We start from the raw sequence: 22,267 nt of genomic DNA, 5'->3' as shown, positions 1-22,267 counted from the left end.
CCGCGATGCCGCTCTTCGGCAACTGGAACTTCCCGACCTCGATCCGCTTCGGCGCCGGCCGCATCCGCGAACTTGCCGATGCCTGCAAGGAGGTCGGGCTCCGGCGGCCGCTGCTGGTTACCGATCCGGGCCTGGCGAGGCTCTCGATGGTCTCCAGCGCGACCCTGTCGCTGCGCAAGGCGGGCATCGAGGTTGCGGTGTTCAGCGACGTAAAGCCCAACCCGGTGCTGGCCAATGTCGAGGCCGGCGTCCGTGTGCTGCGGGCGGGCAAGCATGACGGCGTCATCGCCTGGGGCGGCGGGTCAGGCATCGATACCGGCAAGGCCGTTGCCTTCATGGCGGGTCAAACGCGACCCCTATGGGATTTCGAGGATGTCGGCGACTGGTACACGCGCGCCAATCCGGCCGGCATCTGTCCGTCGATCGCCGTACCGACCACGGCCGGCACCGGTTCGGAGACGGGCCGAGCGGTGGTGATCACCGATCCCGCGACCAAGACGAAGAAGATCATCTTTCATCCGAAAATGATGCCGCAGCTCGTGATCGCCGACCCGGAGCTGACGATCGGCTTGCCGGCTAGGCTGACAGCAGGCACCGGCATGGATGCCTTCTGCCATTGCCTGGAGGCTTATTGTGCACCGGGTTACCACCCCTATGCCGAGGGTATCGCCGTCGAGGGCATGCGACTGGTGAAGGAGAACCTCGCCCGCGCGGTCAGAGACGGCCGCGATATCGAGGCCCGCGGGCATATGCTGGCAGCGTCGCAGATGGGCTCGACGGCCTTCCAGAAGGGACTGGGGGCCATCCATGCGCTGTCGCATCCGGTGGGGGCCGTTCTGGATACGCATCATGGGCTGACGAATGCCGTCGTCATGCCCTACGTGATCCAGTTCAATCGTGCGGCCATCGAGGACAAGATCGTGCGCCTGGCGCGCTGGCTCAACCTTCGCACGCCGACCTTCGAGGGCTTCCAGCAGTGGACGCTCGACCTGCGGCGTGAAGCGGGCATTCCCCATACGCTGGCCGAGCTCGGCGTGAAGGCCGAGCATCTCGAAAAATTCTCGGAGATGGCCGCGGTCGATCCGACGGCCGGCGGCAACCCGGTCAAGGCCGGCGTGCCGGAGATGCGCAGGATGTACGAGGCCGCCGTCGCAGGGAGGCTCTGATGGCCGCGTTTCCAACCCAGGCCCGCGTCGTCATCATCGGCGGCGGCATCATGGGCTGCTCGACCGCCTATCACCTCGCCAAGCACGGCTGGAAGGACATCGTGCTGCTGGAGCAGGGGCGGCTGAGCGGCGGCACGACCTGGCATGCGGCCGGCCTCGTGGGCCAGTTGCGCAGCGTCCAAAACCTGACGCGGCTGATCCGCTACAGCACCGAGCTCTATTCGAAGCTCGAGGCCGAAACCGGTCTCGCCACTGGCTGGAAGGAATCCGGATCGCTCATCGTGGCGCGCACCGAGGAGCGCATGACCCTGCTGCGCCGCTCCGCCGCCATGGCCAATGCGCAGGGTGTCGTCTGCGAGCCGCTGACGCCGCAACAAGCCGGCGACAAGTATCCGATCATGCGCACCGACGATCTCGTCGGCGCGGTGTGGCTGCCGGGCGACGGCAAGGCCAACCCGGCCGACATCACGCAGTCCCTGGCCAAGGGCGCGCGCAACGGCGGCGTCCGCATCCTCGAGAAGGTGCGCGTCACGGCGATCGACACCGAGGACGGCCCATCGGGGCCGCGCGTCACCGGCGTGCAAACGACGGAAGGCCCAATCAAGGCCGAGATCGTCGTCAATTGCGGTGGCCAGTGGGCACGCCAGCTCGGCCGCATGGTCGGCGTGACGGTGCCGCTCTATTCCTGCGAGCACATGTACATCGTCACGGAGAAGATGGAGAACGTGCCGCGCGACCTGCCGGTCATGCGCGATCCCGACGGCTACATCTATTTCAAGGAAGAGGTCGGCGGCCTGCTGATGGGCGGCTTCGAGCCCGAGGCCAAGCCCTGGAACAAGGACGTCATCCCCGACGATTTCGAGTTCGGGATGCTCCCCGACGACTGGGACCAGTTCCAGATCCTGATGGACAATGCGCTGATCCGCGTGCCGTCGCTCGAGAAGACCGGCATCAAGACCTTCATGAACGGGCCCGAAAGCTTCACGCCGGACATGAACTACATTCTCGGCGAGGCGCCGCAGCTGCGCGGCTTCTACGTCGGCGCCGGGTTCAACTCCATGGGCATTGCGAGTTCGGGCGGCGCCGGCATGGCACTGGCGGAATGGATCGTCGCGGGCGAACCGACGATGGACCTCTGGCCGGTCGACATAAGGCGCTTCGCGGGCTTCCACGGCAATGATGCCTGGCTGCGCAGCCGGGTCGCCGAGACGCTGGGCCTGCACTACAAGATGCCGTGGCCGCAGCGCGAGCAGGAGAGCGGCCGCCCGTTCCGCCGCTCGCCGCTCTACGACCGCCTCAAGGCGCGCGGCGCCTGGTTCGGCAACAAGATGGGCTGGGAGCGGCCCAACTGGTTCGCGGGCGAAGGCAAGGCGCCCGAGATGCGTTATGGCTGGGGCCGCGGCGCCCCAGGCGGTTGGTTCGATGCGGTCGCCGCCGAGCACCGCGCGACGCGCGAAGACGTGACGATTACCGACGAGACCTCGTTCGGCAAGCTGCTGGTGCAGGGCCGCGATGCCGAGGCCGTGCTGCAGCGCCTGTGCGCCAACGACGTCGCCGTACCGGTCGGCCGCACCGTCTATACCGGTGTGCTGAACGAGCGCGGCACCTTCGAGAGCGACGTCACCGTCGCCCGGCTGGCGCGCGACAAGTTCCTGGTCATCACAGGCTCCGCCCAGCCAGTCCGCGACATGGATTGGCTGGGCCGGCACATGCCGGCGGACGCCCACGCCATCCTGACCGACGTGACGTCGGGCTGGACCGTGCTCTCCGTCATGGGACCGAAGAGCCGCGCGCTGCTCCAGAAGGTGAGCCGGGCCGACCTCTCGAACGAAGGCTTTCCCTTCGCGACGATCCGCGAGATCGGCATCGGCTACGCCACGGTCCTGGCTTCGCGCCGGACCTACATGGGCGAGCTGGGATGGGAACTCTACGTGCCCGTCGAATTCGCCGTCACGGTGTTCGAGACGCTGCACGAGGCGGGCGCTGGACTCGGCCTGCGCGATGCCGGCTACTACGCCATCGAGACGCTGCGCCTGGAGAAGGGCTACCGCGCCTGGGGCCGCGAGCTGACGCCCGACGACACGCCCTTCCAGGCGGGCCTCGGCTGGACGGTGAACCTCGGCAAGCCGGGCGGCTTTATCGGCCAGAAGGCACTCGTGGAAGCCAAAGCCAGGCCGCTGGCCCGGCGGCTCGTCTCGGTCGTGCTGGAGGATGGCGAACCGCTCCTGTGGGGGGGCGAGGCGCTGCTGCGGGACGGCAGGCCGGTCGGCGATCTCACCTCGGCAGGCTACGGCCACACGCTCGGCGCCTCGGTCGGCCTTGGCTACGCGAAGCGCGGCGATGGCGAGGCGATCGACGTGGCCTGGCTGGAAGGCGGCCGTTTCGAAGTCGATCTGGCCGGCAAGCGGCACGCAGCGAGGGTCTCGCTGCGCGCGCCCTACGATCCGAGCGGGCTGCGGATCAGGGGCTGATCCGTCGTCGTCTTGAGGCGAGTCTCGGCCAGTTCGCCGGCGGCCTCGAGGATCGGATAGGCCACGGTTGTGAAGTGGCCGTTGATGCGCTTCAGGTCGCGGATCACGTCCATGTGGATCGAGCTGGTCTCGATCGATTCCGGCCGGCCTTCGCGCAGACGTGCATAGTGGCTGTCGGCGGCGTGCGCCTCGGCCTCACGGATCGCCGCCTTTTCGGCCACCAGCCGGCGGGCAAGGGTGATGTCGCGGGTCGTGAAGACGTTCAGCGCCAGCCGCAGATTGTCGAGCACGCGGGCGTGGAAGGCGCGCAGCTCCGCCGTGCCCTCGGTCGAGAAGGCGTAGCGGTTCTTGATCTTCTTGGCGGCGAGTTCCATCAGGTTCTTGTCGATGATGTCGCCGGCATGTTCGAGGTTGGTGACGAAGGTCAGGATCTCGACGTAGCGCTTGCCGTCCTCTTCGCCCAGTTCCGTGCGCGAGGTCTGGATCAGATAGAGCTTGATCGCCTCGTAGAGGCTGTCGACGGCATCGTCTGCCGCCTCGATCGCCTTCATCGCGCGGGCGTCGTTTTTCTCGAACACCTCCATCGTCTGGCGCAGCATGTCGGCGACCCGGTCACCGAGATTGAGCGTCTCGCGCATGGCACAGCCCAGCGCTTCGGCCGGCGTGTCGAGCACGTTGGGGTCGAGGCTGCGCGGCTTGCCGGGGTCGTCGGTCTGCGGCCGGTCGGGCACCAGGCGTCGGCACAGCGCGGCCATCGGATCGGTCAGCGGCAGGAAGACGATGCCGGCGATCACGCTGAAGGCCGTGTGGAAGTTGACCAGCAGGCGGCCGGGCGCCGGATCGATCATCAACAGCCACTGGTGAAGGTGGCCGAGGAACGGCAGCAGCGCGAGGCCGACTGCCACACGCGTGATGAGGTTGCCGAGCGGCAGGCGCCGTGCCTCGACATCGGTGGAGGCTTGGTCGAAGTAGGGGGCGACCGCGCCGCCGATATTGGCGCCGATCACCATCGCCATGCCGAGCTTCGGATCGATGATGCCGCTCGCGGCAAACGACATGACCAGCAGCACCGTCGACAGGCTGGAATGGATCAGCCAGGTGGCGCCTGTGGCAACCAGAACGGCCATGACATACTCGTCCTGCAGGCCTTCCAGTACGGCCACGAAGGCCGGGGCGGAACGCAGCGGGAGGGCGGCGGCTTCCAGGAGGTGCAGCGACAGCAGCATCAGGCCGAGGCCGATGGCGACCCTGCCGAGATGACGCGCCCGGTCCGAACTGTTCGACAGGAAGGCGATGACGCCGCCCGCGATCATCAGCGGCGAGATCCAGCCGAGCGGGAAGGAGAGGATTTGCGCCGTCAGCGTCGTGCCGACATTGGCGCCCAGCATCACCGCGAGGCCGATCGAGAGCGAGATCAGCCCGCGCCCGGCGAAGGAGGCGAGCAGCAGGGCGGTGGCGGTGCTGGACTGCAGAACGCCGGTCAGCACGACGCCGCCCGCGAAGGCCGAGACGCGGTTGCGCGAGCAGGCGCCGATGGCACGGCGCAGCGAAGCGCCGAAGGCGCGCGTCAATCCCGTGCGCACCATGCGCACGCCCCACAGCAGCAGGCAGACGCTGCCGAGGATATTCAGGATCGTGTCGACGCCATTCATGATTGCGGAATCCTACGCCTCGTTGTCCGATGACGAAAGTTTTTTGACAGTTTTGTTACGACGCAAGTTTCGTCGCTTCGTCCATGAAAGCACGAACGAGCGCGACCCTCCGACGCTCCTGCAGGCACACGGCATATTCCGCGACCGCCAGATCCTGATCGGTGATGGTGATGCGGCGGAAACGGCGATCCTCGCCGAGTTCGCTCGCGAACACCGCGCCGACGCCGAACCCGGCCGCAACCGCCTCGCGCACGCCTTCGCGGGTCTGCACCTCGACGATCGACGCCGGCCTGATATCGGCGGCTGCCATCGCCTGTTCAAGCACTTCGCGCGTGATCGACCCGCGCTCGCGCAGCACCAGCTCCTGGCCGGCCAGTGCCGAGAGGGGCGTGCGGCCGCGTTTGCCGAGGGCATGGCTGGCCGGCGCGAACAGGACCAGCCGGTCGGTGCGCAACCGAACGGCGTGCAGGCGCGGATCGGAGAGGCTCTTGGCCATCACCGCGACATCGGCCTCGTGGCGCAGCAGGCGCTCCAATACGACGGCCGAATTGTCGATCGAGAGTGCGAAGGTGAGCCCGCCGGCCCTTTGGCGCAGCGCGGCCATGATCGGCACGACATGGTGCGCGGAGTCGGCGGCGATGCGGAGATGGCCGCGCGTCAGGGCCTGTTCGCCCTGGAGCAGGGCCTGCGCTTCGTCCTGAAGGGCGAACAGGCGCGTCGTAACGCCGTGGAGCTGACGGCCGGTCTCGGTCGGCGTCACGCTGCGGCCGCGCCGGTCGAACAGGCGGACTCCGTAGGCCTTCTCCAGGGCCGTCACCTGGCCCGAAAGGTTGGGCTGGCTGAGACCGGAGGCGCGGGCGGCGGCGGAGAAGGAGCCGGCCTCGGCCACGAGGTGGAAGGCGCGGAGCTGGGTGGGCGTCATATATGAGAAACCAATAGTTAACATATGGATTATATACTGGACGGATAGACACAGCGAGCCGATCATCCGCGCCATGAAAACCAAGCCTGCTGCCTCCGAAACCGGCGATCCGCTGCTGCTGACGCCCGGCCCGCTCACCACCTCGGCCAGCGTGAAGCAGGCCATGGTCCACGACTGGGGCTCGCGCGATCAGGGATTCATCGCCATCAACAAGATGGTGCTGGAGAAGATCGTCGAACTGGCCGGTGGCCAGGGCACGCACGTCACCGTGCCGGTGCAGGGATCAGGCACTTTCGCCGTGGAGGCGATGATCACGACCTTCGTGCCCAAGACCGGCAAGCTGCTGGTCGTCATCAACGGCGCCTACGGGCAGCGGGCGAAGAAGATCGCCGAGATTGCCGGGCGCGCCGTCGCGACCTACGAGACGCCGGAAGACACGCCCCCTGATCTCGCCAAGCTCGAGAAGATTCTTGCTGACGACAAGGCGATCACCCACGTCTTCGCGGTCCATTGCGAGACCACCTCGGGCATCCTCAATCCCATCGCCGAGCTTGCCGCCCTGGTGAGGAAGCAGGGCCGCCGCCTGCTGGTCGATTCGATGTCGGCCTTCGGCGCGATCGAGATCGATGCCCGTACCGTCCACTATGACGCGCTCGCGGCCTCCTCAAACAAGTGTCTGGAAGGCGTGCCGGGCCTCGGCTTCGTCGTATGCCGCAATGCCGCCCTCGCCGAATGCAAGGGCAACGCGACCACGCTGGTGCTCGACCTGTTCGACCAGGCCGAGGGCTTCGCCAAGACAGGCCAATACCGTTTCACGCCGCCGATCCATGTCATCGTGGCGCTGGGCAAGGCGATCGAGGAACACGCGGCCGAGGGCGGCGTGGCGGGCCGGGGCAAGCGCTATCGCGAGAATGCCAAGGTCCTGATCGACGGCATGCGCGCCATGGGTTTCAGGACGCTGTTGCCGAACGACCTGCAGGCGCCGATCATCGTCACCTTCCACATGCCGACCGATCCGAAGTTCGTCTTCCAGGATTTCTATGACGGGCTCAAGGACCGCGGCTACGTGATCTACCCGGGCAAGCTCACCGTCGCGGATTCGTTCCGCATGGGCTGCATAGGCCGGCTCAACGCCGAACACATGCGCGGCGCCCTGGCGGCGGTCCGCGAGGTGCTGGACGAGATGCGGGTCACCAACGGCGGTCCGGCACTGGCGGCAGAATAGGGGAACGAAACATGGCACCCGACAGCATCAACGTCAGCGGCGGCGACATTTCCGTCAACGGCCGCACCTATCGTCTGCCCCGCCAGCCCGTCGTCGTGGTCTGCGTCGACGGCTCGGAGCCGGGCTATATCGAGCGCGCCGTCGAGGCCGGCCAGGCGCCGTGGTTCGGCAAGGTCCTGAAGGAGGGTACCAACCTCATCGGCGACTGCGTGGTGCCGAGCTTCACCAACCCCAACAACCTGTCGATCGTCACCGGCCGTCCTCCGGCGGTCCATGGCATCTGCGGCAACTACTTCCTCGATCCGGAGACGGGCAAGGAAGTGATGATGAACGATCCGAAGTTCCTGCGGGTGGAGACGCTGTTCCCGGCCTTCCAGCGCGCCGGCTGCCGCATCGCCGTCGTCACCGCCAAGGACAAGTTGCGCGGCCTTCTGGGCAAGGGCCTCGAGCTGGGTGCCGGTAAGGCCTGCTCTTTCTCGTCGGAGAAGTCCGACAAGGCGACTCTGGCCGACAACGGAATCGACCATGTGAACGAGCTGGTCGGCATGGGCGTGCCCGACGTCTACAGCGCCGGCCTCTCGGAGTTCGTGTTCGCCGCCGGCGTCAAGCTGATGGATCGCGACCGGCCGCAGATCATGTACCTGTCGACCACCGACTACATCCAGCACAAGCACGCGCCCGGCACGCCGGTCGCGAATGCCTTCTACGCGATGATGGACGGTTATCTGGCCAAGCTCGACGCCATGGGCTGCACCATCGTCGTCACCGCCGACCATGGCATGAATGCGAAGTTCGGCGGCGATGGCCAGCCGGACGTGATCTACCTGCAGGACCTGTTCGACGGCTGGGTGGGCAAGGACAAGGCGCGCGTCATCCTGCCGATCACCGATCCCTACGTGGTGCATCACGGCGCGCTCGGGTCCTTCGCCGTCGTCTATTGCGACAACCCGAAGGAGTGGGCTGCCAAGCTCAAGGCCATGCCGGGCATCGAGGCGGCGCTCACCAAGGAAGAGGCCGCGGCGAGATTCGAGCTGCCGGCCGATCGCCTGGGCGACCTCATCGTCGTATCGACCAAGCACAAGGTACTGGGGACCTCGGCCTCGCGGCACGATCTCTCGGGCCTGACCGAGCCGCTGCGCAGCCATGGCGGCGTGTCCGAGCAGCGGGTGCCGCTGCTGTGCAACCGCAAGCTCGCGAACGCCGATACGGGTTCGCATCGCTGGCGCAACTTCGACGCCTTCGACCTCGCCCTCAACCTCGTCGCCTGAGAGAGTTCCATGGACACCATCACAAGTTCGAGCGAACGGGCCGGCTCTGACGTCCGGCACGAATATCTCCGCATCGCCGGCAAGAAGGTCGAGACCAAGGCGCGCCTCGAAGTGCGCTTCCCCTGGGACAATCGCCTGGTCGGCACCGTGCCGCGCGCCACGCCCGAGCTGGTCGCCGAGGCCTTCCAGATTGCCCACGACTACAAGCCCAGGCTGACGCGCTATCAGCGCCAGCAGATCCTGCTCAAGACCGCCGATCTCCTGGTCTCGCGCAAGGAAGAGCTGTCGCGCCTGATCACGCTGGAGTCGGGCCTCTGCCTCAAGGATTCGCTCTATGAGGTCGGCCGCGCCTACGACGTATTCACCTTCGCCGGCCAGCTCTGCATGCTGGACGACGGGCAAACCTTTTCCTGCGACCTCACCCCGCACGGCAAGTCGCGCAAGATCTTCACCCTGCGCCAGCCGTTGAACGCCATCTCGGCGATCACGCCGTTCAACCATCCGCTCAACATGGTGGCGCACAAGCTGGCGCCGGCCTTTGCGACCAATAACTGCGTCGTGCTGAAGCCGACCGAACTGACGCCGCTCACGGCGCTGTTCCTCGCCGACACGCTTTACGAAGCGGGCCTGCCGCCGGAAATGCTGTCGGTGATCACCGGCAATCCGTCCGACATCGGCGACGCGATGATCGTCGACCCGCGCGCCGATCTCGTGACCTTCACGGGCTCGGTCCGCGTCGGCAAGTACATCGCCGAGAAGGCAGGCTACAAGCGAATCGTCCTCGAACTGGGCGGCAACGATCCGCTGATCGTCATGGAGGATGCCGACCTCGACAAGGCGGCCGATCTGGCAGTTGCCGGCGCCACCAAGAATTCGGGCCAGCGCTGCACCGCCGTGAAGCGCATCCTGGTCGTCGACAAGGTGGCCGACGCCTTCGTCGAGCGGGTGCTCGCCAAGGCGAAGAGACTAAAGGCCGGCGATCCCCTCGATCCCGAGACCGATGTCGGCACCGTGATCCACGAGCGCGCGGCCACGCTGTTCCAGAACCGGGTGAGCGAAGCGGTGGCGAAGCACGGCGCGAAGTTGCTGCACGGTAATGATCGCCGCGGCGCGCTCTTCCCGCCGACGGTGGTCGACCATGTCGATCCGCAGGCCGAGCTGGTGCGTGAGGAGACGTTCGGTCCCGCGATCCCGATCATCCGCGTGAAGGACATCGAACACGCGATCCGGGTTTCGAACGGCACGGCCTACGGCCTGTCGTCCGGCGTCTGCACCGACCGTCTCGACTACATCACCAAGTTCGTCGACGAGCTGCAGGTCGGCACGGTGAACGTCTGGGAAGTGCCGGGCTACCGCATCGAGATGTCGCCGTTCGGCGGCATCAAGGATTCGGGCCTCGGCTACAAGGAAGGCGTGCTCGAGGCGATGAAGAGCTTCACCAACGTGAAGACCTGGTCGCTGCCCTGGCCGGCCTAGCGACCGCCGTCACGGCGGCGTCATGGTGGCCTTGTCCCGGTTCTTGTCCGGATTATAGACGGTGATCGCGGCGGCCTTGGCCGCCGTCTCGGGGCCGTGATACCGCTCGTATACGACGCCTTCCTGGTTGACCATGAAGGTCATCACGCCGGTGTCGCCGTAGCGGACCGGCCAGGCGAGGATGGCGAAGCCGCCGATCATCCGGCGCTTCACCAGATATTCGCATGCCCTACCGCGGCCGAACGGCGAGACAAGAGGCAGCGTTGAAATAATCTCGATTGCCCTGCAGAGAGCGGGCGAGACAAACTCCGCCGATTGGTCGAACAGGGGAAGGGTTCCATGAGCGTCAGCCAGGCCGAGAAGGCCCGTAAGTTCCGGGTGCTCCATGAGAGGCCGGGCGCATTCGTCATCGCCAATCCCTGGGATGCGGGTTCGGCACGGATTCTGGCGGGGCTGGGCTTCGAGGCCCTGGCGAGTTCGAGTGGAGCCAAGGCGGGCGTGCTGGGCAAGCGTGACGGCAAGGTGACGCGCGAAGAGGCCCTGGCGAATGCACGGCTGATCGTGAACGCGACCGACCTGCCGGTGGCGGCCGACCTCGAGAAGGGCTTCGGCGACCTGCCCGAGGATGCGGCCGAGACGATCCGGCAGGCAGCAGGCGTCGGGCTGGTCGGCGGCTCGATCGAGGATGCGACCGGCAATCCGGACCAGCCGCTGTTCGACATCGAAACGGCGACGGCGCGCATCAAGGCGGCGGTCGAGGCGGCGCGTTCGCTGCCGGTACCCTTCGTCCTTTCGGCGCGCGCCGAAGGCTTCCTGCGTGGCAAGCCGGATCTCGGCGACGTGATCAAGCGCCTGCAGGCCTATGAGGCCGCAGGTGCCGATGTCCTGTTCGCGCCGGGCCTGCCCGACCTGGCGTCGGTCAAGAAGGTTTGCGGTGCGCTCCGCAAGCCCTTCAACTTCATGGTCGGCATCAAGGGAAAATCGTTCAGCAAGGCCGAGCTCGAGGCTGCGGGCGTGAAGCGCATCAGCCTCGCCACCTCGCTCTATCGCGCCGCCATGACGGGTCTGATCGATGCGGCGACAGAGGTGAAAGAGAAGGGCGCTTTCGGCTATCTCGACCGTGCGATCCCGACGGGCGACCTCAATGCGTTCATGAAGGAGTAGAGTGCCGAGATGCTGACTGAAGACGAGATGAAGCGCATCGCGGCCGAGGAGCGCTATCGCCATTCGATCCGCAAATCCCTGGAAGAGGAGTCCGCCCGGCCCGCGCCCGAGCCGCCGCCCCCTCCGGCTCCGCCGGGATTCGGCTCCAAACTCTACGAGTTCCTGAACAGCTCGGTGGGCATGTGGCTGTTGTCCTCGGTCGTCCTCACCGGCGGCGCGGCCTTCCTGCAGCAGGTGCAGCATCAGCATGAGATCGATCAGAAGAACCGGGCGGACCTGATCAGCCATCGCTTCGAGATCGAGCATCGGCTGGACGGCATGAGCTTCCTGCTTCGTCGCGCCACCACGGTGGGCGACGCGAAAGCGGCACTGAGCGGCGTGTTCAAGAGTGCGATCCCGGTCACGCCGGAGCTGCAGAACCGCAGCCTCGCCTCGCTCTATCTCTCGGTCTATCCGTTGCTTGCCGGCACGGAGAAGGAGAAGACCAACAGGGCCTACAATCTCGTGAAGCAGCTCGAAGATGTCGAATTGCTGCTGCAGCCGCTGCCGGACGACAAGCCGCTCGACGAAGCCCAGCGCACCCAGATCTCCAAGTTGATGACGGCGATCCAGCAGCTCAAGTTCGACGACGGCAAATAGGCCTCAGGCCTTGTCGACCGCGCCGCCACTCTCGACCCAGTCCTTGAAGGCGCCGAGGTTGAAGACGTTGGCGTACCCGAAATCCTTCAGCACCTTGCCGCTGAGGGCCGAGCGGCCGCCCGAGGCGCAGTAGACGATCACCGTCTTGTTCTTGTCGAATGCCTTGTCGTGCGCGGGCGATTCGGGGTCGGCACGGAATTCCAGCATGCCGCGCGAGACATGGACCGCGCCCGCGACCTTGCCGCTGTTGGCAACCTCGGCCGCGTCGCGCACGTCGACGACCAGCGTGTTGCCCCTGGCGATCATCTCCTTGGCCTCTGCCGGTGTGACCCGCGGCACCGCGGCATTGGCTGCTTCGATCATCTGCTTGACGTTGGTGGCCATGACATCCTCCCTCGCGTTCGAGTGACGGTAGAGCATAACATGGCCGCGTCGAAGTCATTGGTCGGCGATGGCGCCGGACGCATAGTGGCGACTGTTCTCGAGGGTGATTGAAACATGAGCAGAAGCGACATCACGCGCGTCCCCAATCCGAGGGTACCGGCCAAATCCTCGGTCGCGGTCTACCGGCTGCCGGGCGGCGGCGGCTTTCTGTGGGGCGTGGCGACGTCGCCGGACCGCACGCAGGACATCCGCGTCCAGACCTTGGGCGCACTGGGCGTCATCGACGGCTACCTGAAGGACGCCGGCCTCGACCGGACGCGCATCGTGAAGGCCGAGATCGTCGTGACCGATCACGACAACAAGCCGGCCTTCGACGAGGCATGGGCCACCTGGATGCCGGCCAACCACGGCCCGGTCCGCTCCTTCGTCCAGTCCGTCATGCCCGAAGGCGACCTGATCGAGATCATCATCACCGCGGCGCTGTAGGCTTGCGGAAAGGCGAGTTGCCAGTCGGAATTCTTTCGGCAATGAAGTCGACATGGATACCATCATCTCGCCGGCAGCGGCGCACGGCACAGCAACTGAACATTTCGACGTGCTGATCGTCGGCGCCGGGCTTTCGGGCATCGGCGCCGCCTGGCATCTGCAGAAGAACTGTCCGGGCAAGCGCTATGCGATCCTCGAAGGGCGCGCCGCCAGCGGCGGCACCTGGGACCTGTTCCGCTATCCCGGTGTCCGCTCGGACTCCGACATGTACACGCTGGGCTATCGTTTCCGGCCATGGAAGGATGCCAAGGCGATCGCCGACGGGCCGTCGATCCTGAGCTACATCCGCGAGGTCGCGAGCGATCACGGTATCGATCGCCACATTCGCTACGGCCATCGCGTCGTTGGCGCCTCCTGGTCGACGCCGGACGCGAGATGGACGGTCGAAATCGAGCGCGGGCCGGAGCGCGTATTCATTTCCTGCAACTTCCTGTGCATGTGCAGCGGCTACTATCGCTATGAGGCCGGCTACCTCCCGGAGTTCCCCGGCATCGCCGACTTCAAGGGCCGGGTCGTGCATCCGCAGCACTGGCCGCAGGATCTCGACTATGCCGGCAAGAAGGTCGTGGTGATCGGCAGCGGCGCCACCGCGGTTACGGTCGTGCCGTCGATGGCGGAGACCGCCGCTCACGTCACCATGCTGCAGCGCTCGCCGACCTATGTGGTGGCGCGCCCGGCGCAGGACCCGTTTGCCAACAAGATGCGGCGCCGGCTGCCGCTCAAGCTCGCCTACATGGCGACGCGCTGGAAAAACGTGCTGATGGGCATGTATTTCTACCAGATGTGCAAGCGCAAGCCGGAGAAGGTGAAGAGCCTGATCCTGGGCGGCGTGCGCCAGATGCTGGGGCCGGACTATGACGTCGCCACGCACTTCACGCCGAAATACAATCCCTGGGATCAGCGGCTCTGCCTGGTGCCGGACGCCGATCTCTTCCGTGCCATCCGCAAGAAGAAGGCATCGGTCGTGACCGACACGATCGAGACCTTCACGGAGAAGGGCATCAAGCTGAAGTCGGGTACCGAACTCGAAGCCGACGTGGTGGTGACGGCGACCGGCCTGGTCGTGCAGCCGCTGGGCGGCGCGAAGCTGGTGGTCGACGGCAAGCCGGTCAAGCCTTCGGACACCATGATCTACAAGGGCATGATGTATTCCGACGTGCCCAACCTCGCCGCGGTGTTCGGTTATACCAACGCCTCGTGGACGCTGAAGGCCGACCTGGTCTGCGAATATGTTTGCCGCCTGCTGAACTACATGGACCGCAAGGGCTTCAGGCAGGCGACACCGCACAACAGCGACCCGACGCTGACAGAAGAGCCGTGGGTCAATTTCTCGTCCGGCTACATCCAGCGCGCCCTGCCGCACCAGCCCAAGCAGGGCAGCAAGCGGCCGTGGAAGCTCTACCAGAACTACGTGCTCGACCTGATCACGCTGCGCCACGGGTCGCTGCGCGACAAGGCGATGGTGTTCTCGCGTTGATCTCTTGTCACGGCGATCGGCGTCAGCGGTGATCGCATGAGAAGGTGGCGATTCAAGTTCGTCCTGGCGGCGAGTGCCGCGGCCATCGGCACCGCGAGCCTTGGCGCCGAACCTTTGGACGCATTCGACAAAATACAAGCTGGCGACACGGAGGAGGATGCACGGAAAGCCATGAGCGAGAGCGAAATCGGCGCACGCAATGTCTCGCGATGGGTATTTGATCGCACAGATTACGAACTGTACGTCGACTTCGAGAATGGGCGAACCGTCAGTGGGGCAGGCGGGTCCGGTAAGAAGGCAGACCATATAAAGATGGATTTGCCTGAGCTGCCCTTAGGCCTCTCGGCAGAGCAGGTGACGTCAGCATTGGGGCACCCGATCCATACCTGCGAACTGTATGACCGCTATATCGACCGGCATAAGGACGTCCTGCTCCTTTGTTTTGCAGAGGGGCGGGTGGTCAAGAAGGACGTCTACCGATGGCCGTGGCCGCCCCGACTGCACTAGGCCTTCCGGGTGGATGGCCGAGGATTCCTCACCAAAAGATCCTAAAGCGGTTGTCGGGCATCTTCAGGTGATTGCGACCGTAACCGAGCCGAACGGGCCGAAATCGGCCACGTAGGTCTCCCCTGATTTGGGCCCGAGCATGCCGGTGAGGGTGCCGGTGCTGACCATCTGGCCTTCCTTCAGGCCGACGCCGGTGCGCGACAGTTCGTTGGCGAGCCAGGTGAGCGGGACCATCGGATGGTCGAGCGCGGCCGCCGCCGTTCCCTTGCGGCGCAGGCGGCCGTTGGACGAGAGCGTGGCTTCCTGGCCCGGGACGTCGCGGTTCCGCCAGTCCGCGATGGCGGGGCCGTAGACGATCGTGCCGGAGCCGGCGCCGTCGGCCAGGATGGCCGGCAGCGGCGGGAAGGCCGCGTCGTGGATGAAACGGCACTCCGCCAGCTCGAGCCCGGGATGAAGCGAGGCGACCGCGTCGGTCACTTCCTCCACTGTGTACGGCTTCTCTCGCGGCGGCAGGTCGCAGCCGAGCTTCGCCTGGTACTCCACCTCGGGGATCGGGCTTGCAAGCTTTGCAAGCGCGGCGCTGTACGGTGTCTCCGTCACGAAGTAGACGCGGCCGTAGATCGGCGAGTCGGTCCGCAGCGCCTGTTGCATCTCCTCCTTCATCGCCGCGATCTTCCAGCCCCGCACCGGCCAGCCCAGTTCCTCGGCGACCATGCCGGCGATCCGGTAGGCCGTGGCCTTGTCCGGTGGCACGAGATGCGGGGCGAGGCCGCTCTGGCTGCGCCGATCGCGGCGCAGGGAGGCGAGGAGGCGGGCGAGTTCCCGTTGCGCTGTCATGTCCATCGGTGTTCCTTAGCAGAAAGCGGAGGAGTCGAGATGCGCACGCAGGCGGAAAAGGGACGGGTGTTTCGCGAGCTGCACGAGCGGCCCGGCCTGCTGCTTCTCCCCAATCCCTGGGACGCGGGCACGGCCAAGCTGTTGCAGTCGCTGGGCTTCGAGGCGCTGGCCACGACCAGCCTCGGCATGTCGAACGCGCTGGGCCGCGTCGACGGCGACAATGCGGTGAGCCGCGAGGAGCTGATCGAGAACTGCCGCGTGATCGCGAGCGCCACCGACCTCCCGGTGAACGCCGATCTGGAGAACGGCTATGCCGACGATCCCAGGGAAGCCGCCACCATCCTGCGCGACGCGGCCGCCGTCGGCATCGTGGGTGGCTCGATCGAGGACTGGAGCGGCGAGAAGATCTACGACTTCAGCCACGCCGTGGAGCGCGTGGCGGCCGGTGCCGAGATGGCGCGGTCGCTCGACGTGCCCTTCACCTTCACCGCGCGGGCGGAGAACCTGATCCGCGGCGTGAAGGACCTCGACGACACGATCCGGCGCCTGCAGGCCTTCGAGAAGGCCGGCGCCGACGTGCTCTATGCGCCGGGCCTCCACGACCTCGCGACGATGCGGACCGTGGCGTCGGAGCTGGGGAAGCCACTGAACGTGGTGATGAGTGCGGGCGATCCCGACCTGACGGCCGAGCAGATCGCGGCCACCGGCGTGAAGCGGATCAGCGTCGGCGGCGCGCTGTCCCGACTGGCGCTGGCGGCCTTCATGAAGGGCGCCAACGATATGAAAGCCGGCAGCTTCCAGTGGATGCGCGACACGATGCCGACCAGCGAGCTGAAGAAGGTTTTTCGCCACTAGGCGGCTGACATGACTCGCAAGAGCACGATCCCACGCCCGGGGGAGGGCAAGCGTGGCCCGGAAGGACATCTGGGTTACCTGGTCCGGCAGGCCCATGCGGCGGTGCGCGGGGCGATGGAGAAGGCGCTGGCGGATCTCGACGTCACGCCGCCGCAGTTCGCCGTGCTGACCATGGTCGTGAACTATCCCGGCATCTCTGGCGCGGAGCTTGCTAGGCTCACCTTCCTGACGCCGCAGACGATCAATGTGATCGTCCGCAATCTGGTCAGGGCGGAACTGGTGGGGAAGTCGGCCGATGCCGTGCACGGCCGCATCCTGAGGCTCCATGCGACGGCCCGGGGTGAGGCGCTGCTGAAGCGCTGCCGGGCGCGGGTCATGGAGATCGAGGGGCGGCTTTCGGGACTGCTCGGGCGGGACGAGGAGCAGGTCGTCCGGCGATGGCTGGTTGCCGTCGGCAATAAATTGTCTGGGGAAGGTTGAGAAGGCCGCGTGCACGCGTATGCGGGAAGTGTAACATAAAGGTCATGAACGGCCTGTAGCAGCAGGCGTTCGACAGGGGCTGGAAGACTTAGGGGGACTAACGAAATGATTGATCGCACCATCTTGAGGCGCGCCACCTTGGCGGGCGCCGCCGCACTTGCCGTGTTCGGCCTGGCGTCGCCGGCCTTCGCTCAGAAGACCAGGCTCACCGTCTATACCGCGCTGGAGAACGACCAGCTCGACCCGTTCAAGAAGGCCTTCGAGGCCGACAATCCCACGATCGAGATCGCCTGGGTTCGCGATTCGACGGGTGTCGTTGCCGCCAAGCTGATGGCCGAGAAGGACAATCCCCGCGCCGACATCATCTGGGGCCTCGCCGCCTCCAACGTGGGCCTGATGGCCTCGATGGGCATGCTCGAGCCCTACACGCCGGCCGGTTCGACCGCGCTCAACCCGATGTTCCTGAGCGGCAAGTCGCCCCAGACCTGGGTGGGCATGGACGCCTATCTCTCGCTGGTCTGCTTCAACACGGCGGAAGGCAAGAAGGGCAACAAGCCGGTTCCGACGAGCTGGGCCGACCTGATCAAGCCGGAATACAAGGACTCGATCGTGATGCCGAACCCGGCCTCGTCGGGCACCGGCTACCTCACCATCGCGGCCTGGCTGCAGATCATGGGCGAGGAAGCGGGCTGGAAGTACATGGACGCCCTCCACCAGAACATCGCGCAGTACATCCACTCGGGCTCCGCGCCCTGCGTGCAGGCCGCCAAGGGCGAACGCCTGATCGGCATCGGCCTCGATACCCGCGGCGCCTCGGAGAAGACCAAGGGCGCGCCGCTCGAACTGGTGATCCCGAAGGAGGGCCTGGGCTGGGAACTCGAGGTCACCGCGATCGTCAAGGGCACCAAGAACCTCGACGCCGCCAAGAAGCTCGCCGACTGGGCCGTCACCAAGAAGGCCAACGAGCTTTACGCCAAGACCTATCCGATCGTCGCCTATCCGGGCGTCGCCAACACACCGCCGAACTATCCGCCGAACCTCGAGAAGGTGATGGTGAAGAACGACGTCGAGTGGATGGCCAAGAACCGCGACCGCATTCTGGCGGAGTGGACGAAGCGCTACGACGGCAAGTCCGCACCAAAGGCTAAATGAGGCCGCGAGGCATCGATGCCTTGTTGTCATCCTGAGGCGGAGCCGAAGGATCCTTCGCTTCCCTCAGGATGACAGTGATTGCCATGGCCAATTATCTCGAAGTTCGCAGCCTCTCGAAGCAGTTCGGCACCTTCACCGCTCTCGGCGACGTCTCGCTCGACGTCATCGAAGGCGAGTTCGTCTGCTTCCTCGGCCCCTCGGGCTGCGGAAAGACTACCCTCTTGCGGGCCATTGCCGGGCTCGATCCGCAGACCTCCGGCACGATCCGCCAGAAGGGGCGGGACGTGTCGGCGCTGCCGCCGGCGCAGCGCGACTTCGGCATCGTCTTCCAGTCCTATGCGCTGTTTCCCAACCTCAGCGTCGCCGACAATGTCGGCTACGGGCTGGTGAACCGGCGACAGAACAAGGGTGCGATCGCCAGGCGCGTCGCCGAGCTGCTGGTGCTGGTCGGCCTGCCCGACGCCGGTCCGAAATATCCCGCCCAGCTCTCGGGCGGCCAGCAGCAGAGGGTGGCGCTGGCCCGCGCGCTCGCGACCTCGCCGGGGCTGCTGCTGCTCGACGAGCCGCTGTCGGCCCTCGACGCGCGGGTGCGGCTGAGGCTCCGCCACGAGATCAAGGCGCTGCAGCGGACGCTGGGCGTCACCACCATCATGGTGACGCACGACCAGGAAGAGGCGCTGACCATGGCCGACCGCATCGTGGTCATGAACCACGGCGCCATCGAGCAGGTCGGCACGCCGCAGGAGATCTACCGCCGGCCCGCGACGGCCTTCGTGGCCGACTTCGTGGGCTCGATGAACTTCCTCGCCGGGACCCTGATGGCGCCGGACAGGGTGCGGGTGGCTGGCGTCGATTTCGCCTGCCCGGTGCAGGACGGGCTGGCGCCCGGCCAGAAGGTGAGCCTCTGCATCCGGCCCGAGGACGTGCGCGTGCGCGACCTGCCGGCCGACATCGCCAACCGCGTGCCCGTCGAGGTGGCGGAGCTGGATTTCGTCGGCGCCTTCTGCCGCGCGACGCTGAAGGCGAGGGCGACCTCCGACGTCTCCGTGACCGCCGACTTCTCCAGCAACCTGATCCGCGACCTCGGCGTCGACATCGGCACGAAGCTCGACATTGCTCTGCCGCCCGACCGGGTCAGGATCTTCGCGTGAGGGGAGCTCACTCGTGAGTCTGGCCGCCCCGGCCGTGAAGCCCGGCATGTCGCGCGACGACCTGATGATGCGCGGCGGTGTCGTGCTGCTGGCGGGCGTGCTCCTGGTCATGCTGGGCTTGCCGCTGTGGTCGCTGCTCGCCAAGGGCTTCGAGGACCGCGACGGCAAGTTCATCGGCCTCGCCAACTACGTCTCGTACTTCTCGACGCCGGCGCTGTTCCAGTCGGCGCTGAACAGCCTGCAGGTGGCGTCGATCACGACCGTGATCGTCGTGCCGCTGGCCTTCCTCTACGCCTACGCGCTGACGCGCACGGTCCTGCCGATGCGCTGGCTGTTCCAGGGCATCTCGCTGATCCCGATCTTCGCGCCGTCGCTGCTGCCGGGCCTCGCGCTGATCTACCTGTTCGGCACGCAGGGCTTCTTCAAGGCGTTGCTGGGCAGCGGCTCGATCTACGGGATCGACGGCATCGTGATCGCCCAGGTCTTCTACTGTTTTCCGCACGCGACGCTTATTCTGACGACCGCGCTCGCCACTTCCGACGCCCGCCTTTACGAGGCGGCGGACGTGCTGGGCGCCTCCAAGCGCCGCGTGTTCTTCACGGTCACTTTGCCTGGCGCCAAGTACGGCCTGATCAGCGCCGCGCTGGTCGTGTTCACCCTGGTGATGACCGATTTCGGCATCGCCAAGGTGATCGGCGGCAACTTCAACGTGCTGGCGACCGACGTCTACAAGAAGGTGATCGGCCAGCAGGACTTCTCGATGGGCGCGGTGGTCGGCATGGTGCTGCTGGCGCCGGCCGCGCTTGCCTTCCTGGTCGACCGGCTGGTGCAGCGCAAGCAGGTGGCGCTGCTCACCGCGCGGGCGGTGCCGCTGGTGCCGCGGCCGAAGCTGGGCCGCGACCTCTTTTTCACCCTGTTCTGCGCGGCGGTGTCGGCGGCCATCCTCACCATCCTCGGCATGGCGATCTGGGGCTCGCTGATCAAGTATTGGCCCTACAATCTCAGCCTCACCCTCGACAATTACGACTTCGCCAGGTTCGATGCCAACGGCTGGGAGTCCTACTGGAACTCGGTGCGCATGGCGCTGGGCGCCGCGGTGTTCGGCACGGTGCTGATGTTCACGGGCGCCTGGCTGAACGAGAAGACGCGTGGCTTCGGCGCGATGCGCGGCGTCGTGCAGTTCCTGGCCTTCCTGCCGATGGCGGTGCCGGGCCTGGTGCTGGGCCTGGGCTACATCTTCTTCTTCAACGCGCCCAACAATCCGCTCAACTTCCTCTACGCCACCATGGGCATCCTGGTGCTGAACACGGTGGCGCACTTCTACACGGTGGGCCACCTCACGGCGACGACGGCGCTGAAACAGATCGATCCGGAATTCGAGGCGGTCTCGGCCTCGCTCAAGGTGCCGATCTGGAAGACGTTCGTGCGGGTGACGGCGCCGATCTGCCTGCCGGCGATCCTCGACATCGCGATCTACCTGTTCGTGAACGCCATGACGACCGTCTCGTCGGTGATCTTCCTCTACGCCCCCGACACCAAGCTCGCCTCCGTGGCCGCCGTGAACATCGAGGAGGCGGGCACGACCGCTGCCGCGGCGGCGCTCTGCGTCGTGATCGTGCTGACCTCGGCCGCGGTCAAGGCCGCCCACCTGGTCGCCGACCGCTTCCTCTTCGCCCGCCTGCAGGTCTGGCGGCGACGCTGATTCCGCGCGAACATCGCGCCATGAATCAGCTTCGCATTCCCGCCGTCTACATGCGCGGCGGCACCAGCAAGGGCGTGTTCTTCCTGGCCCACGACCTGCCGTCCGATCCCGCGGCGCGCGACCGGCTGCTGCTGCGCGTGATCGGCAGTCCGGACCGCTACGGCAAGCATACCGACGGCATGGGGGGCGCGACCTCCAGCACAAGCAAGGTCGTGATCCTGTCGAAGTCGGAGCGCGAGGGCTGCGACGTCGACTATCGCTTCGGCCAGGTGGCGATCGATGCGCCGGTCATCGACTGGTCGGGCAATTGCGGCAACCTGAGCGCCGCCGTCGGTGCCTGCGCGCTGGGCATGGGCCTGGTCGAGGGGCCGGCCGACGGCATCGCGACGGTGCGGATCTGGCAGGCCAATATCGAGAAGGTCATCGTGAACCACGTGCCGATGCAGGGCGGCGAGGTGCAGGAGCTGGGCGACTTCGAGCTGGACGGCGTGGCCTTTCCCGCGGCCGAGGTGAAGGTCGAGTTCCTCGATCCTGCCGCCGACGAGGAGGGCGCCGACGGCGCGGGCGGTAGCGCGATGTTCCCGACCGGCAATCGCATCGACGTGCTCGATGTGCCGGGCGTCGGCACGCTGGAGGCGACGCTGATCAATGCCGGCAATCCGACGATCTTCGTCGGTGCGGCGAGCCTTGGCCTCCATGGCACGGAACTGCAGGGCGGCATTAACGGCGACAAGGACCTGCTGAAGCGCGTCGAGGCCGTTCGCGCGCTCGGCGCCGTCGCGATGGGTCTCGTCGCCACGCCGCAGGAAGCGACCGAGAAGCGCCCGCACACGCCCAAGCTCGCCTTCGTGGCCAAGCCCGCCGCCTACACGGCTTCCGACGGCAAGCGCATCGAGGCGAACGCCATCGACCTGCTGGCCCGCATCTTCTCGATGGGTGTCCTGCACCACGCTATGACCGGCACCGGCGCCGTCGCCATCGCGGCGGCCGCGGCGATCCCCGGCACGATCGTGAGCCGCGTGGCTCCTGTCGGAGCCGACGGCCGCATCCGCTTCGGCCATCCCTCGGGCACCCTCAACGTCGGCGCCGAAGCCCGCGAGGAGGGCGGTCAGTGGACCGTCGCCAAAGTCATGATGAGCCGCTCCGCCCGCCGCCTGATGGAGGGGTGGGTGCGGGTGCGGGGCGACTGATCG

21 protein-coding genes are annotated in these 22,267 nt (G+C 66.4%); 16 read left to right on the top strand and 5 right to left on the bottom strand.

All coding sequences use genetic code 11. The features are described from left to right. The first annotated feature begins 5 nt into the window (after nucleotides 1-5). Together EPO41_RS17855 and EPO41_RS17850 are read left to right on the top strand one after the other, a co-directional pair. Nucleotides 6-1,166 carry an iron-containing alcohol dehydrogenase gene (locus EPO41_RS17855; RefSeq protein ID WP_296327698.1) on the top strand — a complete coding sequence of 387 codons (1,161 nt, stop codon included), beginning with the start codon at nucleotides 6-8 and terminating at the stop codon, nucleotides 1,164-1,166. Beyond that, complete coding sequence (locus EPO41_RS17850) at nucleotides 1,163-3,637, top strand: FAD-dependent oxidoreductase (protein ID WP_296327695.1); 2,475 nt, start codon at nucleotides 1,163-1,165, stop codon at nucleotides 3,635-3,637. Before EPO41_RS17855 ends, EPO41_RS17850 begins: the two co-directional genes overlap by 4 nt. On the opposite strand, the gene EPO41_RS17845 is transcribed toward EPO41_RS17850, so the two are convergent. Beyond that, the gene (locus EPO41_RS17845; RefSeq protein ID WP_296327634.1) at nucleotides 3,604-5,289 is read right to left on the bottom strand and encodes a Na/Pi cotransporter family protein; all 1,686 of its coding nucleotides are present in this window, start codon (nucleotides 5,287-5,289) and stop codon (nucleotides 3,604-3,606) included. The two genes, EPO41_RS17850 and EPO41_RS17845, sit on opposite strands and share 34 nt — an antisense overlap. Nucleotides 5,290-5,344: 55 nt before the next feature. Beyond that, nucleotides 5,345-6,211 carry a LysR substrate-binding domain-containing protein gene (locus tag EPO41_RS17840; protein ID WP_296327631.1) on the bottom strand — a complete coding sequence of 289 codons (867 nt, stop codon included), beginning with the start codon at nucleotides 6,209-6,211 and terminating at the stop codon, nucleotides 5,345-5,347. 73 nt (nucleotides 6,212-6,284) lie between these two features. On the opposite strand from EPO41_RS17840, the gene EPO41_RS17835 reads away from it, so the two are divergent. From EPO41_RS17835 to phnY, 3 genes are read left to right on the top strand one after another with little or no spacing between them, the layout of a single operon-like run. Continuing rightward, nucleotides 6,285-7,436, top strand: a complete 1,152-nt coding sequence (locus tag EPO41_RS17835; RefSeq protein WP_296327629.1) for a 2-aminoethylphosphonate--pyruvate transaminase — start codon at nucleotides 6,285-6,287, stop codon at nucleotides 7,434-7,436. An 11-nt stretch (nucleotides 7,437-7,447) separates the two neighbouring features. Beyond that, on the top strand, nucleotides 7,448-8,704 hold the full coding sequence (phnA, locus tag EPO41_RS17830) for a phosphonoacetate hydrolase (protein ID WP_296327626.1): 1,257 nt from the start codon (nucleotides 7,448-7,450) through the stop codon (nucleotides 8,702-8,704). Nucleotides 8,705-8,713: 9 nt separating this feature from the next. Further along, entirely contained in the window at nucleotides 8,714-10,180 is a 1,467-nt protein-coding gene (gene phnY / locus EPO41_RS17825; RefSeq protein ID WP_296327625.1) for a phosphonoacetaldehyde dehydrogenase, read from the top strand. Nucleotides 10,181-10,189: 9 nt separating this feature from the next. Here the strand turns inward: phnY and EPO41_RS17820 are convergent, their stop codons facing one another. Further along, nucleotides 10,190-10,567, bottom strand: coding sequence for a DUF2950 family protein (locus tag EPO41_RS17820; protein ID WP_296327622.1), 378 nt, complete (start codon nucleotides 10,565-10,567; stop codon nucleotides 10,190-10,192). Between EPO41_RS17820 and EPO41_RS17815 the strand changes: the two genes are divergently transcribed. After that, nucleotides 10,520-11,344: an isocitrate lyase/phosphoenolpyruvate mutase family protein gene (locus EPO41_RS17815; RefSeq protein ID WP_296327619.1), complete on the top strand. Its 825-nt coding sequence runs from the start codon at nucleotides 10,520-10,522 to the stop codon at nucleotides 11,342-11,344. The two genes, EPO41_RS17820 and EPO41_RS17815, sit on opposite strands and share 48 nt — an antisense overlap. A gap of 9 nt (nucleotides 11,345-11,353) precedes the next feature. Then, on the top strand, nucleotides 11,354-11,983 hold the full coding sequence (locus EPO41_RS17810) for a hypothetical protein (protein ID WP_296327617.1): 630 nt from the start codon (nucleotides 11,354-11,356) through the stop codon (nucleotides 11,981-11,983). Nucleotides 11,984-11,986: 3 nt separating this feature from the next. Here the strand turns inward: EPO41_RS17810 and EPO41_RS17805 are convergent, their stop codons facing one another. After that, the gene (locus EPO41_RS17805) at nucleotides 11,987-12,367 is read right to left on the bottom strand and encodes a rhodanese-like domain-containing protein (RefSeq protein ID WP_296327616.1); all 381 of its coding nucleotides are present in this window, start codon (nucleotides 12,365-12,367) and stop codon (nucleotides 11,987-11,989) included. 114 nt (nucleotides 12,368-12,481) lie between these two features. Between EPO41_RS17805 and EPO41_RS17800 the strand changes: the two genes are divergently transcribed. From EPO41_RS17800 to EPO41_RS17790, 3 genes are read left to right on the top strand one after another with little or no spacing between them, the layout of a single operon-like run. Further along, the gene (locus EPO41_RS17800; protein WP_296327614.1) at nucleotides 12,482-12,853 is read left to right on the top strand and encodes a RidA family protein; all 372 of its coding nucleotides are present in this window, start codon (nucleotides 12,482-12,484) and stop codon (nucleotides 12,851-12,853) included. 52 nt (nucleotides 12,854-12,905) lie between these two features. Next, the gene (locus EPO41_RS17795) at nucleotides 12,906-14,390 is read left to right on the top strand and encodes an NAD(P)/FAD-dependent oxidoreductase (RefSeq protein ID WP_296327612.1); all 1,485 of its coding nucleotides are present in this window, start codon (nucleotides 12,906-12,908) and stop codon (nucleotides 14,388-14,390) included. A 36-nt stretch (nucleotides 14,391-14,426) separates the two neighbouring features. Beyond that, the gene (locus EPO41_RS17790) at nucleotides 14,427-14,897 is read left to right on the top strand and encodes a hypothetical protein (RefSeq protein WP_296327610.1); all 471 of its coding nucleotides are present in this window, start codon (nucleotides 14,427-14,429) and stop codon (nucleotides 14,895-14,897) included. A 63-nt stretch (nucleotides 14,898-14,960) separates the two neighbouring features. Here EPO41_RS17790 and EPO41_RS17785 read toward each other — a convergent pair whose 3' ends face one another. Further along, a complete protein-coding gene (locus tag EPO41_RS17785) occupies nucleotides 14,961-15,734 on the bottom strand; it encodes a hydratase (RefSeq protein ID WP_296327607.1) in 774 nt (257 codons plus the stop codon). A gap of 39 nt (nucleotides 15,735-15,773) precedes the next feature. Between EPO41_RS17785 and EPO41_RS17780 the strand changes: the two genes are divergently transcribed. From EPO41_RS17780 to prpF, 6 genes are all read left to right on the top strand, one after another. Then, the gene (locus EPO41_RS17780) at nucleotides 15,774-16,589 is read left to right on the top strand and encodes an isocitrate lyase/phosphoenolpyruvate mutase family protein (RefSeq protein WP_296327605.1); all 816 of its coding nucleotides are present in this window, start codon (nucleotides 15,774-15,776) and stop codon (nucleotides 16,587-16,589) included. A 9-nt stretch (nucleotides 16,590-16,598) separates the two neighbouring features. Further along, nucleotides 16,599-17,069, top strand: coding sequence for a MarR family transcriptional regulator (locus tag EPO41_RS17775; RefSeq protein WP_296327602.1), 471 nt, complete (start codon nucleotides 16,599-16,601; stop codon nucleotides 17,067-17,069). A gap of 105 nt (nucleotides 17,070-17,174) precedes the next feature. Continuing rightward, nucleotides 17,175-18,221, top strand: a complete 1,047-nt coding sequence (locus EPO41_RS17770; protein ID WP_296327600.1) for a putative 2-aminoethylphosphonate ABC transporter substrate-binding protein — start codon at nucleotides 17,175-17,177, stop codon at nucleotides 18,219-18,221. An 83-nt stretch (nucleotides 18,222-18,304) separates the two neighbouring features. Continuing rightward, nucleotides 18,305-19,372 carry a putative 2-aminoethylphosphonate ABC transporter ATP-binding protein gene (locus EPO41_RS17765; RefSeq protein WP_296327598.1) on the top strand — a complete coding sequence of 356 codons (1,068 nt, stop codon included), beginning with the start codon at nucleotides 18,305-18,307 and terminating at the stop codon, nucleotides 19,370-19,372. A gap of 13 nt (nucleotides 19,373-19,385) precedes the next feature. Next, nucleotides 19,386-21,074 carry a putative 2-aminoethylphosphonate ABC transporter permease subunit gene (locus EPO41_RS17760; protein WP_296327595.1) on the top strand — a complete coding sequence of 563 codons (1,689 nt, stop codon included), beginning with the start codon at nucleotides 19,386-19,388 and terminating at the stop codon, nucleotides 21,072-21,074. A gap of 20 nt (nucleotides 21,075-21,094) precedes the next feature. Continuing rightward, a complete protein-coding gene (gene prpF, locus EPO41_RS17755; protein WP_296327592.1) occupies nucleotides 21,095-22,264 on the top strand; it encodes a 2-methylaconitate cis-trans isomerase PrpF in 1,170 nt (389 codons plus the stop codon). Nucleotides 22,265-22,267: the final 3 nt, after the last annotated feature.

The organism is Reyranella sp. (genome assembly GCF_004297265.1).
Taxonomy (GTDB): Bacteria; Pseudomonadota; Alphaproteobacteria; order Reyranellales; family Reyranellaceae; genus Reyranella.
Note: the sequence above shows the minus strand (reverse complement) of the source record. Positions and strands in the feature narration are given on the sequence as shown.

Bases quoted from the DNA above. Each gene is read 5' to 3' on its own strand.
- EPO41_RS17765 (WP_296327598.1), top strand. From the start codon at position 18,305: ATGGCCAATTATCTCGAAGTTCGCAGCCTCTCGAAGCAGTTCGGCACC.
- EPO41_RS17855 (WP_296327698.1), top strand. From the start codon at position 6: ATGCCGCTCTTCGGCAACTGGAACTTCCCGACCTCGATCCGCTTCGGC.
- EPO41_RS17790 (WP_296327610.1), top strand. From the start codon at position 14,427: ATGAGAAGGTGGCGATTCAAGTTCGTCCTGGCGGCGAGTGCCGCGGCC.
- phnA (WP_296327626.1), top strand. From the start codon at position 7,448: ATGGCACCCGACAGCATCAACGTCAGCGGCGGCGACATTTCCGTCAAC.
- EPO41_RS17780 (WP_296327605.1), top strand. From the start codon at position 15,774: ATGCGCACGCAGGCGGAAAAGGGACGGGTGTTTCGCGAGCTGCACGAG.
- EPO41_RS17835 (WP_296327629.1), top strand. From the start codon at position 6,285: ATGAAAACCAAGCCTGCTGCCTCCGAAACCGGCGATCCGCTGCTGCTG.
- EPO41_RS17820 (WP_296327622.1), bottom strand. From the start codon at position 10,567: ATGGAGCACCCGGAACTTACGGGCCTTCTCGGCCTGGCTGACGCTCAT.
- EPO41_RS17845 (WP_296327634.1), bottom strand. From the start codon at position 5,289: ATGAATGGCGTCGACACGATCCTGAATATCCTCGGCAGCGTCTGCCTG.
- EPO41_RS17795 (WP_296327612.1), top strand. From the start codon at position 12,906: ATGGATACCATCATCTCGCCGGCAGCGGCGCACGGCACAGCAACTGAA.
- prpF (WP_296327592.1), top strand. From the start codon at position 21,095: ATGAATCAGCTTCGCATTCCCGCCGTCTACATGCGCGGCGGCACCAGC.
- EPO41_RS17810 (WP_296327617.1), top strand. From the start codon at position 11,354: ATGCTGACTGAAGACGAGATGAAGCGCATCGCGGCCGAGGAGCGCTAT.
- phnY (WP_296327625.1), top strand. From the start codon at position 8,714: ATGGACACCATCACAAGTTCGAGCGAACGGGCCGGCTCTGACGTCCGG.
- EPO41_RS17785 (WP_296327607.1), bottom strand. From the start codon at position 15,734: ATGACAGCGCAACGGGAACTCGCCCGCCTCCTCGCCTCCCTGCGCCGC.
- EPO41_RS17840 (WP_296327631.1), bottom strand. From the start codon at position 6,211: ATGACGCCCACCCAGCTCCGCGCCTTCCACCTCGTGGCCGAGGCCGGC.
- EPO41_RS17775 (WP_296327602.1), top strand. From the start codon at position 16,599: ATGACTCGCAAGAGCACGATCCCACGCCCGGGGGAGGGCAAGCGTGGC.
- EPO41_RS17805 (WP_296327616.1), bottom strand. From the start codon at position 12,367: ATGGCCACCAACGTCAAGCAGATGATCGAAGCAGCCAATGCCGCGGTG.
- EPO41_RS17770 (WP_296327600.1), top strand. From the start codon at position 17,175: ATGATTGATCGCACCATCTTGAGGCGCGCCACCTTGGCGGGCGCCGCC.
- EPO41_RS17800 (WP_296327614.1), top strand. From the start codon at position 12,482: ATGAGCAGAAGCGACATCACGCGCGTCCCCAATCCGAGGGTACCGGCC.
- EPO41_RS17815 (WP_296327619.1), top strand. From the start codon at position 10,520: ATGAGCGTCAGCCAGGCCGAGAAGGCCCGTAAGTTCCGGGTGCTCCAT.